Genomic DNA, 14,810 nt, shown 5'->3' with positions numbered 1-14,810 from the left:
GTCACGGGTGCGTGGGCAGTTCGGCGGTGATCGTGGTGGGCCCGCCGGGCGGGCTCTCGATCCGCAGGGAGCCGTCGACCGCGGCAAGCCGCTCGGCCAGCCCCGCCAGGCCGGTGCCGCCGCCGGCCCTGCCCCCGGTACCGGGTGCCGCGCCGCCGCAGCCGTCGTCGTGCACGGTCAGGCGCACACGTCCGTCGGTGGTGGCCGCCGTGAGCTCGGCCGAGCGGGCACCGCTGTGCTTGGCGATGTTGGCCAGCAGCTCGGCGGCGCAGAAGTAGAGGGCCTGTTCGACCACGGGGTGGGGACGTGGTGACGGGTCAAGCCGCATGGTGACCGGGACGGGGCAGACGGCGGCGAGGCCCGGCAGGGCATGGGCGAGGCCGTGGTCCAGGGCCACCGGGTGCAGGCCCTGGGTCAGTCGGCGCAGTTCGGTGATCGTCTCATCGGTCTGGCCGCGGGCCCGGCCCACCAGGGTGCGCAGCCGTTCGTGGTCCGGGGCGGCGGGCTCGAGGGCGTCGTCGGCCAGGGACAGGGTGATGGCCAGGGCGACGAGCCGTGCCTGGGTACCGTCGTGGAGATCACGCTCCAGGCGGCGGAGGCGGTCGGTGTTCTCCATGAGCAGGACGGCGCGGGCGGCCTCCAGTTCCCGGACGCGCCTCTGGGCCCGGGCGGGGCTGAGCAGTTGCCGCGCGAGGCGGCATTCTGCCCGGCTCAGCGCCCGGACAGCACCAGGCACCGCGGACAGGAGCACCGCGCCCAGCACCACACTGCTGGGATCCAGCCAGCTGACCGGCTGCGGGCCCGTCTCCAGCAGACGTTTCCAGAGCGGGAAGCCGGCCAGCCAGCAACAGCCGAGGGGAAGGAGTACGGCGCCGGCGAAGCCGAGTAGGCCGAGCGGCAACCGCAGCACCAGGTAGAGGAGTGTCCGCCACGCGACCGGGTCGGCCAGCATGGCACCACCGCGGGCAAGGACACCGCCCGTGCGGGCAACCCCGGCCGGGGCCTGGACGTACTCGTCCAGCAACCGGTCCAGGAACCAGCGGTGGAGTGTGCCCCAGCCGCGTGCGCCCCGCAGCGCGAGGGCCACGAAAGGCAGGCCGAGCACGGTCAGCGAGAGCAGCGCGCCCGCGTACACGACGGCGACCGCGTACACCCCGCCGAGCAGCGCGAGCGGCAGGCCGACCACGGCGAAGGCCCATTCCCCGGCCCGGACGGAGAGATACCCGCGCGGCACGGCATCAGCACCAGCCGGTCCGCAAGACTCCGGGGCTGAGCCGGTCTCCGTCTCCGTACCTGCCCCCGCGTGCCGCGACGACGCCGAGCTGCCGGCGCGGTCAGTCACGGCTTCCGCCCACCAGCTCCGCCGCCGGACCACGGACCGCCCACACCCCCGTGGCCAGGATGCTCGGAACGGTCAACAGCAGCGCGCCCGCGACGATCCACGAGCAGTCGGCCCCCGGTATCCGTGGCAGCGCCGAACCGGTCACCGCCACACTGAAGGCTGCCGACGCCGCACCCGCCACCACCGCGCCGAGCAGCACCCCGACCGCCGCAGTCAGTCCCGCCTCGGCGCTCAGCATGCGCAGCAGCTGCGCCCGCGTCGCGCCGAGGAGCCGCAGCAGTGCGAACTCGCGGCGCCGGTCGGCGGTCACAGCGACCAGGGTGTTGAGGGTGGACACCGCGGCAAAGCAGGTCAGCAGCGCCAGCTCCGCCTGGCGCAGCCAGACGTCCGTGGCGGAAGCGACGCCGGTCCCTGTGTGACCCGCGGCGTGCGCGGCGGTGCTCGTCATGACGATCATGGTCCCAGAGAGCCCCACGAGCAGCGCCACAGGGACCACGGCGGAGGCCAACCGCCGAGCATGGCCTCGCAGGTTGGCGTCGGCGAGCCAGCCCGCACCGGGCACCACGGCCCGAAGCGGTCCGCCCAGCGCGGCCGTCAGAGCGCGCGCGGCCAGCGGCCCGGCAAGGCCCACCGCGATGAGCAGGACCAGCGAGGCGAGCAGTGCGGCCTGCCCGGCCTTGTCCACCTGCTCCGGCGGCCGCGTCGCGGCCAGCCGCAGCAGCAGGACACCTCCGGTCAGCGCTACGGCACCGACCAGCAGACGTGCGACACCCGTACGGGCGTGCTCGGTCGAACTCGCGGTCAACGCCGCCGCAGGCGCGATCCGCGACACACGCCGAGCCGCGACGGCCGAGGCCGCCAGGCCGACGGCGAGTACGACCGCCACCGCGACCAGAGCCGGCAGGGGCGTCCCCGGCACGCGCAGACCTGGCGCCGCCATCCCTTGGCGCTGCAAGGCGGCGAGGGCGAGCCGGCCCCCCACCGCACCGGCAGCCCACCCCGGCAGGGCCATCAGCAGCGTGGTCACCACCACCTGGCCGCGTACCAGCCTCCGCGCCTGGCGCGGGGTCGCGGCGACGGTCCTCAGCAGGGCCAGCTCACGGGACTGCTGGCGAATGGCGAAGCCCAACGCGTTCACCACCACGAAGAACGCGACCAGAACCGAAATCTCACCGAAGGCCCCGGCGATCACCATCACTCCCGGCCCCGCCACCTGTTCGCGCACAGCCGTGGAGGCCGTCACCTCCGCCGCGAACAGCCCGCCGAAGAGCGTCACCGTGGCGATGGCCAGGAACAGCGCGACCGCCAGGCCGACGAAGGAGGCCGGGCGTCGGCGCATCTGCCCGAAGGCGATCGCAGTCATCTGTCTCACCCGCCCAGCCGGCTCAGGCACTCGCTGATCCTGGCCGCGCTCGGCCGCCGCAGCTCCTCCACGAGCAGACCGTCGGCGAGCAGCAGCACCCGATCCGCGTACGCGGCGGCGACCGGATCGTGCGTCACCATCACGCAGGTACCGCCATCACGGTCCACCCCCTCGCGGAGCAGGGCGAGGATCTCGTGTCCGGTGGCGCGGTCCAACGCGCCCGTCGGCTCGTCGGCGAACAGCACCCGGGGCCGGGAGACCAGAGCCCGGGCGATCGCCACCCGCTGCTGTTGCCCGCCCGACAACTGACCGGGCCGGTGCCCCGCACGCCCCGCCAGCCCCACCCGCTCCAGTGCCTCCAGCACCCGGCCCCGCTCGGGTCGCTCACCGGCCAGCCGTCCGGGCAGCTCGACGTTCTGTGCCACCGTCATCGCGGGCATCAGGTTGAAGGCCTGGAACACGAACCCGACCCGGCTGCGCCTCAGCACGGCCAGCCGCCGCTCCGGGAGCCGCGACACCTCCGTACCGTCCCACCAGACCGAGCCCCGCGTGGGCCGGTCCATCCCCGCGAGACAGTGCAGCAGCGTGGTCTTGCCGGACCCCGAAGGCCCCATCACCGCCGTGAACGTCCCGGACACCATGTCCACCGACACTCCGCGCAATGCCCGTACCACGGCGCCCCCGCGCCCGTACTCACGGTGCACGTCCTGCGCCCGGGCGGCGGTCACCGCCCCGATCTCCGTCATCGTTTCAGCCATGCCCCCATCCTGGGAGGCCGCCGCCCGGAGATCGATCGGGCCCGCCCCCGTCCTGAGGGTTCGGAAAACCGAACCCGACCGTGGACAGGGCGGATGCCTGTCCGCCGTCGTCGCCGTCTCCGTTGCCGTCGCCGTCGCCGTCGCCGTCGCCGTCGCCGTCGCCGTCGCAGAAGTACACCTCGCCCGGGGCGTCGACGGTGGCCTGCTGAAGCTCGCGGTCAGTGACGCAGCGCGCCTGGGCATCGAGGAGGAGGACCGACGCGGCTCGACCGGTTGTTCTGGTCCGACGTCGACCCGTACGGAACCTTCCGCCTCGACATGGAGTCCCGGATCGGCCCGGGACTGCCGGTCAGCGTGCCGCGTCCAGGCTCCACCGAACCTACCGCCTCGGCGGCTCACCGACCCGATCGGTGCGGGATGCGGCGGCCCAGGAATGCAGCAACCTGGTCAAGGGCCGGGGCGTGGTCGGGTGCGGGCTGCGCCGAGGCGATGGATCCGCCGACGGTGCGGGGCAGGTCACCGTAGATCTCCCGGACGACCGGCAGGGCGGCACGCGCGATGTCGGGCTCCAGGTCGCGGTCGCGGTCGAGCGCGGCCGCGAGGTCCCAGCCATGCACGAGCAGCTCGATGAGGAGTTGCTCGACCAGGCGACGGCCTGGGGCAGGGCCGAAGGAGCGGTCCAGCATGCCCGGTTGCCGGAAGGCGGCGCGAGCGTCGGCGGCGGCGGTCTCGAAGGCGGCGATGTGGTCATGGCCGAGGTGGTCCTCGGCGTGGCCGTCGGTGGGGGGCGTGCCCTGAGCCAGGCCGCCCCAGATGATGTTCTCCCACACCAGATGGTCGAGCAGATCCCGCACGGTCCAGTCCGTGCAGGAGGTCGGTCGGTCGAACTGGTGCGGCGCCGTTGCGCGCACGAGTGCGCCGACGGTGTCCTGGACGCGTGTCAGAGCTTCCAGCACCCCGCCCGGCCAAGGGTCGGTGTCAGCCGTGTAGAGGGCTTCGAGCCGGGCATCGCGCGCGCCGGGCGCGGGATTGGCACACAGCGCGGTGGTCAGCCACCGTCCTTCCTCGGCGATCCCGACGGGTGCGGGGCGGCCGCCGAGGACGCACAGCAGTTGCCAGAAGCGCTCGACTGCGGGCTCGGCCGCGGCAGTGAGCTGCTCACACAGGAGTGTGCGGGCTTCGGCGCCGTCGGCGGTCGCGGCGGAGGCGTTCGCGCGGCTGGGCAGCCAGGCGGCGACGACGGCCGCGACGACCTGGTCGGCAGCCGGGGAGTCCGCCGCGATGCCGGCCCGCATCGCCTCGCGTACGCGTGCGGTCCAGGTCTCGGTGAGGGCGCGCATCTCCTCCCCCGCGCCGGAGTCCTGCGCTCCCCTCCCCTGACGGGCGGCGTACTCCGCGACCCGCCGCATGGCGGAACGCAGTTCCCCCTCGGCGATCAGCTCCCCCAGCTCCAGCCACGCTTCGACCTGCTCATCGGTGGGATCTTCCGGCAGGTCGGCGCCGGCCGCGAGGAGGCCTTCGCGGAAGTGGGGAACGTCCAGATCGCCGAGCGTGTCGGTGAGGAAGTCGTGGACCAGCTCGCGGCGTTCGTCGGGGGACAGATGGGCGGTACGGGTCATCAGGGCAAGTCCTTCGTGGGTGGTGCGACGGGTGACGGTGCGCAGGACGGCCTGGTGGGTCCGCAGGCGGCGGATCTGCGCCTCCAGAGCCTCGACGTGCGCGGCCGCCACCTCCGTCAGCCCGTCCTCGCGATCCAGGGCAGCCCGAATGTCACCGAGCCCCATCCCCAGGTCACGCAGAGTGCGAGCCAGCTGCAGCCGGGCCACGCCGGCGGTGTCGTAGCGCCGGTAACCTCCAGCGGTCCGGCCGACCGGTGCCACCACACCCACATCCGACCAGTGCCTGACGACCTTCACCGGCAGCCCGGTCAGCCGCGCCACGGCCCCGATGCTCCACGTGGAAGGCGAGGAGTCATCCATGTGCATGTGCTCCATCCTTGACTCTCCCTTCGTGGGAGAGTCAAGCAGCCTCATGGTTCCGTCGCAGTGCATGCCGGGCATGCCGAAGTAGGGGTGGACGCTCGTCGGCGAACCCGCGCCGACCGGCCCGGCCCGCCGGGAAGCGAAGCCGCCCGTCTTCCTTCTCACCGCGATCGACAACCCGACACTGCCCGAGGCGGCGGCCGAGCCGGCGGCGGCGCGAGCGGACCAGACAGACGCCGACACCGTCAACCAGGAACTGCCCATCGCGCGCGAGGTGCTCGGCCTGTGGCAACGGCAGGGCTGGATCGCCGCGACCCGACAATCGGAATCGATTGACGACCGACGCCACCGGACCGCACCCAGGCCCCGGCCGAGGTCGCCCGGCCCCAGGCGCAGACCGCGCATCTGGTCCGGGCGCTGCCGGCCGAGGCTGCCGTCGTAGCGGGACCAGTCGGTGACGGCCGCCCCGCCGCTGCCGATGTCGATGTCGATGTCGATGTCGATGTCGATCAGGATCTAGCGGTGCCGGCAGGCCGCTGTCGGACGGTCCTCCCGACAGCACCCGTTCAGGGAGACCTCATGGTGGAGCGTGTCTCCGTCCCGCAGGCGCCGGCGGCGGGGACAGAGCGGGGCTTGCACCGCGTCACCCGGGGCGCGGAGGCGGCCGACCAGGGGAGCGAGGGTGAGACAGACGCGGGCGGTGCCGATGCCCATGACCCGCCGGCTACGGCTGCCCCCGGCGAAAACCTGGGCCAGGTCGGACGATGTGACGGAGCCCCGTGGCGAGACGCTCCGGCCGTGTGGAACCGGGCGCTCAGGGGCGCACGTCCCCCCGTACATGCTGACCGTCCTGGGGATACTTTTCGCTCTCGCGCCTGCCGTCGTCTGGGGGACGATCGCCCGGACCCGTGCCGTCGGATTCGCGGTCGGTGGCCTGCTGCTCGCCGGAGCCGGTCTGCTGATCGGGGTCCAGCAGGGCCGGCTCGACGCCCCCGGACCCGACGCCCATCTCGTGTTCACCGCCCTCGCGCCCCTGCTCATCGCCTGCGGGGCGGGACTGGAAGCACGCCACGAGAACTCTCCTCCGCAGCGACGGGTCCCCCGCCGCAAGGGAGCGGTGATCTTCCTGGGGGTTCAGTTCGCCCTCACACTCGCGGCCGGCCTCCTGAACGCGCTGTTGATCAGCATCGATGGCTCGGAGGCCCCACCGTCCAAGGCCCTGCCCTCATTGCCGCCGGGCCTCAGCCTGGTCGACGAAGACGTCCGCTGCGGTTCCGGCGGCTGCTGGCGCGTCGCGACGGTCATCAGCGAGGACGGCCTGTCCCGCCCGGAGATCATCCGCCTGCTGGGCCTCCAGGAGAAAAGCTGCCGCACCAACGGCTGGCTGCTCGACCGGCGTGACCTGTGCGTCGGAGCCACCGACAACGGCAAAAAGGTCACCATCACAGCCGCCCTGGGATACCCAGGGTCCGTGTTCTGGTCGGCCACGGTGCTCCTGCACAAGGATCCGTGACGAGCCACGCGCCTCACCGGTGACCATCCGGGGCTTCGAGGACTCCCACCCCGACTGGACCAGCTCTACAGGGACGGTGTTCACCGGCATCGCGCGGCTGAACCTGTCGGGGAACGCCGTGGAGGTGCGGCTCGCAGGGTGCCAGGCGCCACCACGACCGGGCGCCACTCTCCACCGTCCCCGTCACCGCCGACGACGGAACCGGCTGACGATGCCACCACGTCGGGCGACCGGGCCGGGGCTGCAGCACGGTGGCGGTACCCGGACCCGGTGCCACGCGGATATGTCAGACCTGGACGACGGCCTCGACCCGCATCCAGCCCCGGCGGTCGGCGGCCGCGTCGGTGGTGACCAGGACGTAGCCGTACTCGTTGTAGGCGGCGCCCTCGCAGGTCGACGCGCCCACTATGTCCCCGGCGTGCTTGACCTTGACGACCACGCTGTTCGGGTTCGGGTTCTCGTACACACCGGCGGTCGGCCACACGACTTTGTACTGGCAGCCGGACGCGGCGGCGGCCCCGGCCGAAGGACCGGCGGCCAGGAAACCGGCGCAGCCGAGCGCGGTGGCCAGGACGGTGGTGGTGAGACGGTTCATGCGCATGAGCGGTGATGCCCTTCAAAGTCCGACGATCTGTCAGCACACAGAATCGCAGGGCCCTCGCCAGGTTGTCGCCCACCCCACGTCCTCACCGGGTGCACACCGGCCCCCGGCCTGACGCTCCGCCCACCCGGCCCGGCCGCCCGCTGCGGCACGGGCAGTCGAGCCATTCGTGTTCGAGGCGCGGTCCCGCAAGCCGACGAGCCGATCGGACGGAATGCGTCGGGGGTGCTCTCGGCGTAGGCGAGGGAGACGCCGCGGGCTCGCCGGGTCGTGGAGGATCACCCGCTCGCGTTTCGGAGCGGCTTCGCAGTGGCCCGGGCGGCAGCGCCCGTACGGTCTCCGCGTCGGCGCTCTCGTCGGCGGTATCGGTGCCGGCGCGCGCTGACTCATGCGCGTGGGCATACCCGGCGCCGCCCGCCCGGCTGCCGGCTTCCTCCGGGCCCCCCGCGATCGACACCTGCCGCATGTCCCGCGTGTCCGTGCCCAGGAACGAACAGAATGGCTTATGTGGTGATCCATGTACCTTGCGAAGAATCGGCGCGGAGCGGTGAGCCGCCGCGTGTTCACGGCGGCGGTCATGGGTGGCGCGGCGGCGGCGGTGGTGCTCGGTGGCTGCTCGTCGGGTGCGGCGGGGCCGTCGAGTCCGTCGGGGACGGAGGGTGGCGGCGTGGATGAGAAGGAGGCGTCGGCACGCGCGTACACCTTCCTGGACCGCCGGGTCGACGAGGCCGCGGGCGGCATCCGGCAGGGGCTGCCGCGCAGTTACACCGGGGGCTGGATGGAGACCCACCACTCCACCGTGGCCTTCACCTACGACGTGGCGCTCACCGTGATCGCCTACTGCGCGCGCGGGACGGACGCCGACCTGGAACGGGCCGGCGCCCTCGCGGGGACCCTGCTCGCCCTCCAGGAGGGCGATGCCGCCGGCGACGGCCGGATCCGCCAGTCGTACGCCTCGGGGAAGGTCACCGCGGCGGACGGGCTGCCGACCGTCTCCGCCGCCGACTCCTTCACGGGCGCCCAGGCGTGGACCGGCCTGGCCCTCCTGCACGTCCACCGGGTGACGAACGGCACCGCCTACCGGGCCGGCGCGCTGCGGCACGCCGAGTGGATCCAGGACCACGCGGCCTCGACGACCGGTACCCCGGGGTACACCGGCGGCATCCCCGCCTCCGGGGCCCCGCTCAGCTGGAAGTCCACCGAGCACAACATCGACGTCGCCGCCTTCTTCCGCGGTCTCGCGGACGTCACCGGTGACCGGGTGTGGGCCGACCGCTCGGCGGTGGCGACCGGGTTCCTCGACGCCCTGTGGGACGCCGACGGTGGCGCCTTCTGGACCGGCACCGGCACCGACGGCTCCACCGTCAACCGCTCGCCGATCCCGGAGGACCCGCAGAGCTGGTCCTTCCTGGCGACCGGCGACCCCCGGCACGCCGGGTCCCTGGACTGGGCCCTCACCCGTCTGGCCGCGGAGGACGGCGGGTTCAGCGGGGTGTCGGTCAGCGACGCCGACACCTCCAAGGTGTGGTTCGAGGGCACCGCCCACATGGCCGCGGCCCTCCGCCGCCGGGCCGGCCACGACGACACGGAGCGGGCCGGCGCGTTCCTCGCCACCCTGCGCGCGGCTCAGGCCCACGCCCCCAACGCCGACGGGTACGGCATCGTCGCCGCCTCCTCGGACGGGCTGCGCACCGGTGAGGGCGACACCCTGTACGCCAGTCTCCACACCGGTACGACGGCGTGGTTCGCACTCGCCGCCCTGGGGGCCGACCCGTTCCTCCTGGACTGAGGGGTCAGGTCAGCCAGAGCTCGCGGGCCGCGAGGGCGGCGGCCACGACCAGGACCACCAGCAGTTCGGTCCAGAAGAGGCGCCGGTCGCGGCGCCGGTCGTCGCCGGTCAGCTCCTCGACGTGCCGTCGCAGCTCCCCGTCGGAACCGGAACCGGAACCGGGACCGGGACCGGAACTAGAACCGGGACCGGAACTAGAACCGGGACCGGAACCGGAACCGGAACCGGAACCGGCCGGCGGGGCAGGGTCCCTGTGCGTCATCGTCCCGCCGCCACCTTCCCGGTCTTCTCGGTCTTGTCCCACTTCAGCTCCGTCTTCCTGCGCTCCTGGACCCAGGCCGCGACCAGGCAGGCGCCGAGCAGCGAGCCGTACCCGACCAGGTGCAGCAGCACGGGGGCGAGGAAGCGGAGCCGGGTGCCGGTGAGGAGCTTGGCGAGCCAGGCGAGCGGGAGGGACAGCCCCAGCCAGGCGTAGACCACGATCATCAGCAGGTGTGGCGAGCCGTCCTCGGCGAGCCACCCCTGCCGTTCGAGGAGCGGCAGGAAGTGGCCGGGGAGGGCGGTGAACACGAGGATCAGGGTGGAGACGATCCCGGGGTAGATCAGCGCCTCGCGCCAGCAGCGCCGGAAGGTGCTTCCGTCGACGGCCGCCGCCATCAGGATGATCAGGAGGTAGCACATGAGGTTGATGACCCACAGCCAGCGGAAGAGCTCCCACGAGCGGTCCGAGTCGGTGAAGTACAGGTAGAGCAAGGATGCCGAACAGGCCGTCAGCAGCACCGGCGTCGCGAGCAGCGAGTACCAGATCAGGCCGAAGAGGACCGAGCCGAGCCGGTCTCCCTCCCGTCGCTTCCAGGGGCGGAACCACAGGTGGCGGTAGCGGCGGGTCACCTGGAGGTTGCCGCGCGCCCAGCGCAGCCGCTGCTTCCACAGCCCGGCCAGGTCGCCCGGCTCCTCGGCGAGCACGGTGGCGTACCCGTCGAAGACGACCCGGCGGCCGGTCAGCTGCGTCTCGAAGGTGGTGACGGTGTCCTCGGCCAGCGTCGAGGTGTCGATCCGGCCGCCGATCGCCTCCAGGCTCGCCCGGGTGTGCAGCTGTGCCCCGCCCGCCAGACAGGCGACGACGCCGAGGACGTTCTGCGCGCGCCGGGCGGCGGCCTGGGCGGTGATGTACTCGAAGGCGATGTAGCGGGTCAGGTAGTTGCCCTGCTTCCCGCTGCCCTCCTTGATGTACGCGGTGACGGCGCCGACCCCGGGGTCGGCGAGGTGACGGGTCATCCGCAGCAGGGCGTCGCGGTCGAAGACGACGTCGGCGTCCATCACCAGCACGGCCTCGGCCCAGTCGTCGCCGAGGACGTGCGTGAGGCCGTGGTTGAGGGTGTGGGCCTTGCCCTGGCCGCCGTCCTCGCGGCGCAGGTGCACCACCTGCCCGGGGTGGCGGGCCATCAGCTCCCGCATCACCTCCGGTGTCGCGTCGGTGCTGGCGTCGTCGACGACCACGACCCGGATGCGGTCCGGCGGGTAGCGCATGGCGAGCAGGCCCTCGACGGACGAGGTGAGCACCGGTGCCTCGTTCCAGGCCGGGATCAGGACGGCGGTGCGGGGCAGGTACGGCGGCCGGTCCTCGTACAGGTGCCGGAAGCGCTGGAGGCCGACCAGCAGGAACTGGAGGACGGCGGCGACCAGTGGCACCGCCCCGAGGAGGACGACGACGGTCGCCACGACGTGCAGGATCTGGTTCAGGACGTGCACCGTTCCTCCGTCGTCGCGTCGGCCAGCGCCTCCGTGACCCATGGGAAGCGGCCCACGTCCTGTGCCCGGTGGGCGTCGCTGCCGGCCCCGAGCCGGACCCCGGCGCGGTGCAGCAGCCGGGCCGTGCGCACGGAGGGGCAGCGCCACTTCTCGTTCAGCTCGACCGCCGCGTCCCGTTCCCGGCAGGCCCGCGCCAGCGGCTCCAGCAGCGCCGCGTCGACGCCCTCCTCGTCGAGCCCGGCCTTGGGCAGCACGCTGAACAGGTGCGCCACATGGGTGGTGAGGCCCTCGGGGACCCGTTCCACCGCCCGCGCCGTGGCGAGCACGAGGAGCCTCAGCGCCTCGTCCGGCGCGAGCCGTTCCTCGTCGAGGAGGGCCCGTACGGTATCGGGGTGGGCGGGCCCGTCGGGCAGCGGGAACCGGTGGTCGGCCAGGGCGACGTGCTCGATGCCCGGGAGGTCCGCCGGGAGGTCGATCCGGCCCTCGGTGTCCAGGATCTTCGCCTCCACCCCGCAGACGAGGTCGAGCGGCGTGTCGGCGCGGGCCGTACGGACGGCGTCGGCGTAGCCCGGCAGGTAGGTGGTGTCCACGCGCACGTGGTCGGTGAGCACGAGCGTACGGAGTCCGGTGTCCGCCGCCGCCGCGACGACGGCACCGAGGGAGTCGTGCCCGTCGGAGGAGAAGTCGGTGTGGGTGTGCAGGTCGGTACGGAGCGGGTCGCGGCCCGGGAGCGGCCGGTCCCGCGCCGCCTCGCCGGTCACGCCGCGGCCTCCCGGGTCCCCGCGGCGTCCGGCGGGGCGGCCTCGGTGGCGTCGCCCATGTCGCCGAGCTCGCGCGGCGCGAGGACGACGTCCTGCCAGTGGCGTACGACCGCGGTCTCGCGGTGTGCGATCCGGTCCGGCAGCTCCGTGCCGAGGAGCGAGGCGACCGCCCACCTCGGCATGTCCACCCCGGCTGCCACCGTGAGCGACATGCCGCCCGGCGGGCGGGGGTTGACCTCCAGGAGGGCGGCCTTTCCGGCCCGGTCCTCGCGGACCTGGACGTTGAGGACGCCGCGCAGCCCGAGGGTGCGGACGGTGTCCTCGGCGATCCCGGACAGTTCCGGCAGGTCGAGGACGCGGCCGGCCACGACGATGCCCGAGTCCGTCTTGTCCCGTGCCCGGGGTACGGCGGCCACGACCCGCCCGGCGGCGTCCGTGAGCACGTCGACCGAGTACTCGGTGCCCGGCAGGAACTCCTGGAGCAGGTAGGAGCCGTCCGCGGGCAGTCCGGCCAGCTCCTCGGCGGAGCGGACGAGGACGATGCCCCGGGAGCCGGAGCCGGTACGCGGCTTGGCGATCGCCGGGAAGCCGCCGCCGACCTCCGCCGTGCCCGGGGATCCGACGAGCCGGGTGTCCGGCAGCCGCACCGCGCCCTGGCAGGCCTCGGCGAGCCGCCACTTGTCCAGGCAGGTCTCCAGCGCCTCGGCGGAGGAGACCAGCAGTCGGACGCCCGCGGCGGCGAAGGCGTCGGCCGCACGGGCGAGCGCCACCAGTTCGGCGTCGACGGTCGGCACCAGGACGTCGATCTCGTGCCGCGCGCACAGCCGCAGCAGCGCCTCGGCGTAGCCGGGGGCCGCGCCCGGCGGCACCAGCATCCGGTAGGCGCGGGGGACGAGATAGAGACCGGCGCCGTTGGGGTCGAGGTCCGCCGCGTACCGCTCGGCCGCGCCGTCCAGGGCGCGCAGGAAGCACACTCCGGAGGGCCCGCCCGCGCCGGTGACCAGGACCCGGGGCGGTCTGCCGAGGGGCAGTGAGAGGTCGGGCTCAGAGGAGGAGGGGGTTGCGCTCATGGACGAGCTCCAGGGGTTCGGCGTAGCGGGTCTGGGAGAAGCGGCCCCAGTAGCGGGCGGTGGAGCGCAGCAGGTCCTCGTCGAGGTACCAGCGGTTCGCGGCCTGCGAGTGGTGCGCGGCGATCGCGGCGAGCTTGGCCTGCACGTCGACCTCGCTGAGTTCGATGAAGCGGTTCGGCCGGTAGGCCGCGGTGGCGGAGGGGGACTGGTAGCAGGCGAGCCGCGCCACCTTGCGGCAGGCCACGAGCGTGGCGCGGTGCACGGCCCGGTGGTCCTGGTGGGTGTCGCTCTCGGAGTGGACGACGACGACGTCCGGCGAGGCCTCGGCGACCGCCCGTTCGACGGCCTCCACGGTGATCCGGTCGTCCGCCATGGAACCGTCGGGAAGGTCCTCCATGACGAGGCGGGCGCCCAGCACCTCGGCGGCGCGGTGCGCTTCCTTCCGGCGCCGCACGGGGTCGCCGCCGTTCCCTCCGCCGGACATGGTGAGGACGGTGACGTCCCAGCCGCTGTGCGCGCGGCGGTGGATGGTGCCGCCCATGCCGATCTCGACGTCGTCGGGGTGGGCGCCGACCACCAGCATGCGCAGCGACCCCTGTCCGGCTCCCTCGACGCCGAGCGGGTCCGCCCGTTCCGCGACGGCCCGGGCGACGGCCGCCGCCAGCCCCTCCGGGTCGGAGCGCTCGACCAGGTCGGCGGCCCGGCCGCGCAGCGCGGCGACCGCCAGCCGGGCGCTGGGCGCGTCGTCGGTCACGACCACGGGGATCCCCGGGTGCTGTGCCCGCCATTTCTCCAGGAACCGGCCCAGCGAGCCGTCGTCCCCGCCGAACCCGGTGTGCCACACGGCCGCGTCCCAGAACCGTACGGGGTCGGGCGGGGCGGCGCCGGCGTGCAGGAACGCCTCCGGCGAGTCGACGGCGAGCACCGAGGACGCGCCGTGCTCGCGCAGGGCCCGGGTGGAGCGCGCGGCGGTCTCCGCGTCCCGTTCGCCGAGGAGGATGTGCGTCCCGGCGAGGGGGGAGGGCCCTGCGCCGCTGCGGCCGGCCACATCCGAAGGATCGAATATTTCGGACATAAGGTGCACATTACCGTGCGAGATCGATCTCTCCACCGGGACGAGAGCCCCGACCGGCGCGAGCTGCCGGCACCTGGCCGTGAGACGGCGACCGCGCCAGCCCCTTCGACGGCGGTGAGGGCGGGGATGCCGACCAGGCCCGCAGCGCCTCGATGACCCGGGATGCCTCCCGCAACCCGTCACCCGTCACCCACCTGGAATCCGGCGCCGCGACGGGAATCCGGCGCCGCGAAACACGCCGGCGGCCGGGAGAACGGGCCGACATCCCCGCCCCAGGAGGACTGGCGCCCCTCCGGCAGGCCGTCAGCGACGCCGCTTGCCGAGAAGGTCCGTCTCCGTCGGGGCGTTCGGCAGCGCACCGCTCCTCGCGGCGGCCGTGTGCAGGGCCCGCAGGGCAACCAGGAGGACGCCGATGTCGTCCAGGTAGACCGGGTCGGGAACGAGGTCGAGCGGAGAGATCGTGTAGACCACGGCCGCCCAGAACAGCGCCTTGGACCTCAGCGGGACACCGGCATCCAGGAGGATCTTGCGGGCGCGGAACACGCGCACGAGCAGAACGGCCGCGGTGCCCGCCGCGGCCACCGCGAGCACGACCGCCACGGTGAGCCAGAGGGAGTTGTCCATCCCCCTCTCCTACCCCGTGAGGTGCGGCCCGCGCCGATCCGCGGCCACCGAAACCCCGGCGCGGTCACACGGAGGGCCGGACCCGAAGGGTCGCGGAGGGCCGCGCCCGCCGGCCGACCATGCCCGCACCGCCGTACCCCGACCCGCCATCGACGACTTGCCTGCCGGGAAAGTCGGGGT

At 73.5% G+C, this 14,810-nt stretch carries 13 protein-coding genes; 2 read left to right on the top strand and 11 right to left on the bottom strand.

Annotation, left to right across the window (positions count from 1 at the left end):
* Position 1: 1 nt before the first annotated feature.
* The 4 genes from ACFYT9_RS35530 to ACFYT9_RS35515 all read right to left on the bottom strand — a co-directional run bounded on the left by ACFYT9_RS35530 (position 2) and on the right by ACFYT9_RS35515 (position 5,448).
* Entirely contained in the window at positions 2–1,234 is a 1,233-nt protein-coding gene (locus ACFYT9_RS35530) for a sensor histidine kinase (RefSeq protein WP_389170392.1), read from the bottom strand.
* A gap of 100 nt (positions 1,235–1,334) precedes the next feature.
* Positions 1,335–2,705: an FtsX-like permease family protein gene (locus ACFYT9_RS35525; protein WP_389170389.1), complete on the bottom strand. Its 1,371-nt coding sequence runs from the start codon at positions 2,703–2,705 to the stop codon at positions 1,335–1,337.
* 5 nt (positions 2,706–2,710) lie between these two features.
* Complete coding sequence (locus ACFYT9_RS35520; protein ID WP_376595221.1) at positions 2,711–3,463, bottom strand: ABC transporter ATP-binding protein; 753 nt, start codon at positions 3,461–3,463, stop codon at positions 2,711–2,713.
* A gap of 395 nt (positions 3,464–3,858) precedes the next feature.
* Positions 3,859–5,448 carry a TIGR03086 family metal-binding protein gene (locus ACFYT9_RS35515; protein ID WP_389170386.1) on the bottom strand — a complete coding sequence of 530 codons (1,590 nt, stop codon included), beginning with the start codon at positions 5,446–5,448 and terminating at the stop codon, positions 3,859–3,861.
* Positions 5,449–6,283: 835 nt separating this feature from the next.
* Between ACFYT9_RS35515 and ACFYT9_RS35510 the strand changes: the two genes are divergently transcribed.
* Positions 6,284–6,958 (top strand): hypothetical protein, encoded by a 675-nt coding sequence (locus ACFYT9_RS35510; protein ID WP_389170384.1) that lies wholly within the window; start codon positions 6,284–6,286, stop codon positions 6,956–6,958.
* Positions 6,959–7,244: 286 nt separating this feature from the next.
* Here ACFYT9_RS35510 and ACFYT9_RS35505 read toward each other — a convergent pair whose 3' ends face one another.
* Positions 7,245–7,559 carry a glycosyltransferase gene (locus ACFYT9_RS35505; protein ID WP_389170381.1) on the bottom strand — a complete coding sequence of 105 codons (315 nt, stop codon included), beginning with the start codon at positions 7,557–7,559 and terminating at the stop codon, positions 7,245–7,247.
* 667 nt (positions 7,560–8,226) lie between these two features.
* Here ACFYT9_RS35505 and ACFYT9_RS35500 point away from each other — a divergent pair.
* On the top strand, positions 8,227–9,348 hold the full coding sequence (locus ACFYT9_RS35500) for a hypothetical protein (RefSeq protein WP_389170379.1): 1,122 nt from the start codon (positions 8,227–8,229) through the stop codon (positions 9,346–9,348).
* 4 nt (positions 9,349–9,352) lie between these two features.
* On the opposite strand, the gene ACFYT9_RS35495 is transcribed toward ACFYT9_RS35500, so the two are convergent.
* The 6 genes from ACFYT9_RS35495 to ACFYT9_RS35470 form a co-directional block, all read right to left on the bottom strand.
* Entirely contained in the window at positions 9,353–9,610 is a 258-nt protein-coding gene (locus ACFYT9_RS35495) for a hypothetical protein (RefSeq protein WP_389170376.1), read from the bottom strand.
* Positions 9,607–11,100: a glycosyltransferase gene (locus ACFYT9_RS35490; RefSeq protein WP_389170373.1), complete on the bottom strand. Its 1,494-nt coding sequence runs from the start codon at positions 11,098–11,100 to the stop codon at positions 9,607–9,609. Before ACFYT9_RS35490 ends, ACFYT9_RS35495 begins: the two co-directional genes overlap by 4 nt.
* Positions 11,088–11,861: a PHP domain-containing protein gene (locus tag ACFYT9_RS35485; RefSeq protein WP_389170370.1), complete on the bottom strand. Its 774-nt coding sequence runs from the start codon at positions 11,859–11,861 to the stop codon at positions 11,088–11,090. The genes ACFYT9_RS35490 and ACFYT9_RS35485 overlap by 13 nt, the downstream gene beginning before the upstream one ends.
* Positions 11,858–12,931, bottom strand: a complete 1,074-nt coding sequence (locus tag ACFYT9_RS35480) for an ATP-grasp domain-containing protein (protein WP_389170367.1) — start codon at positions 12,929–12,931, stop codon at positions 11,858–11,860. Before ACFYT9_RS35480 ends, ACFYT9_RS35485 begins: the two co-directional genes overlap by 4 nt.
* Positions 12,906–13,979 carry a PIG-L family deacetylase gene (locus tag ACFYT9_RS35475; RefSeq protein ID WP_376595230.1) on the bottom strand — a complete coding sequence of 358 codons (1,074 nt, stop codon included), beginning with the start codon at positions 13,977–13,979 and terminating at the stop codon, positions 12,906–12,908. Before ACFYT9_RS35475 ends, ACFYT9_RS35480 begins: the two co-directional genes overlap by 26 nt.
* A 330-nt stretch (positions 13,980–14,309) precedes the next feature.
* Positions 14,310–14,630 (bottom strand): YkvA family protein, encoded by a 321-nt coding sequence (locus ACFYT9_RS35470; RefSeq protein WP_389170364.1) that lies wholly within the window; start codon positions 14,628–14,630, stop codon positions 14,310–14,312.
* Positions 14,631–14,810 lie beyond the last annotated feature (180 nt).

This window comes from Streptomyces sp. NPDC004435, from assembly GCF_042873895.1.
Lineage (GTDB): Bacteria > Actinomycetota > Actinomycetes > Streptomycetales > Streptomycetaceae > Streptomyces.
The sequence above is the reverse complement of the archived record's forward strand: the minus strand, read 5'-3'. Positions and strand labels throughout refer to the sequence as shown.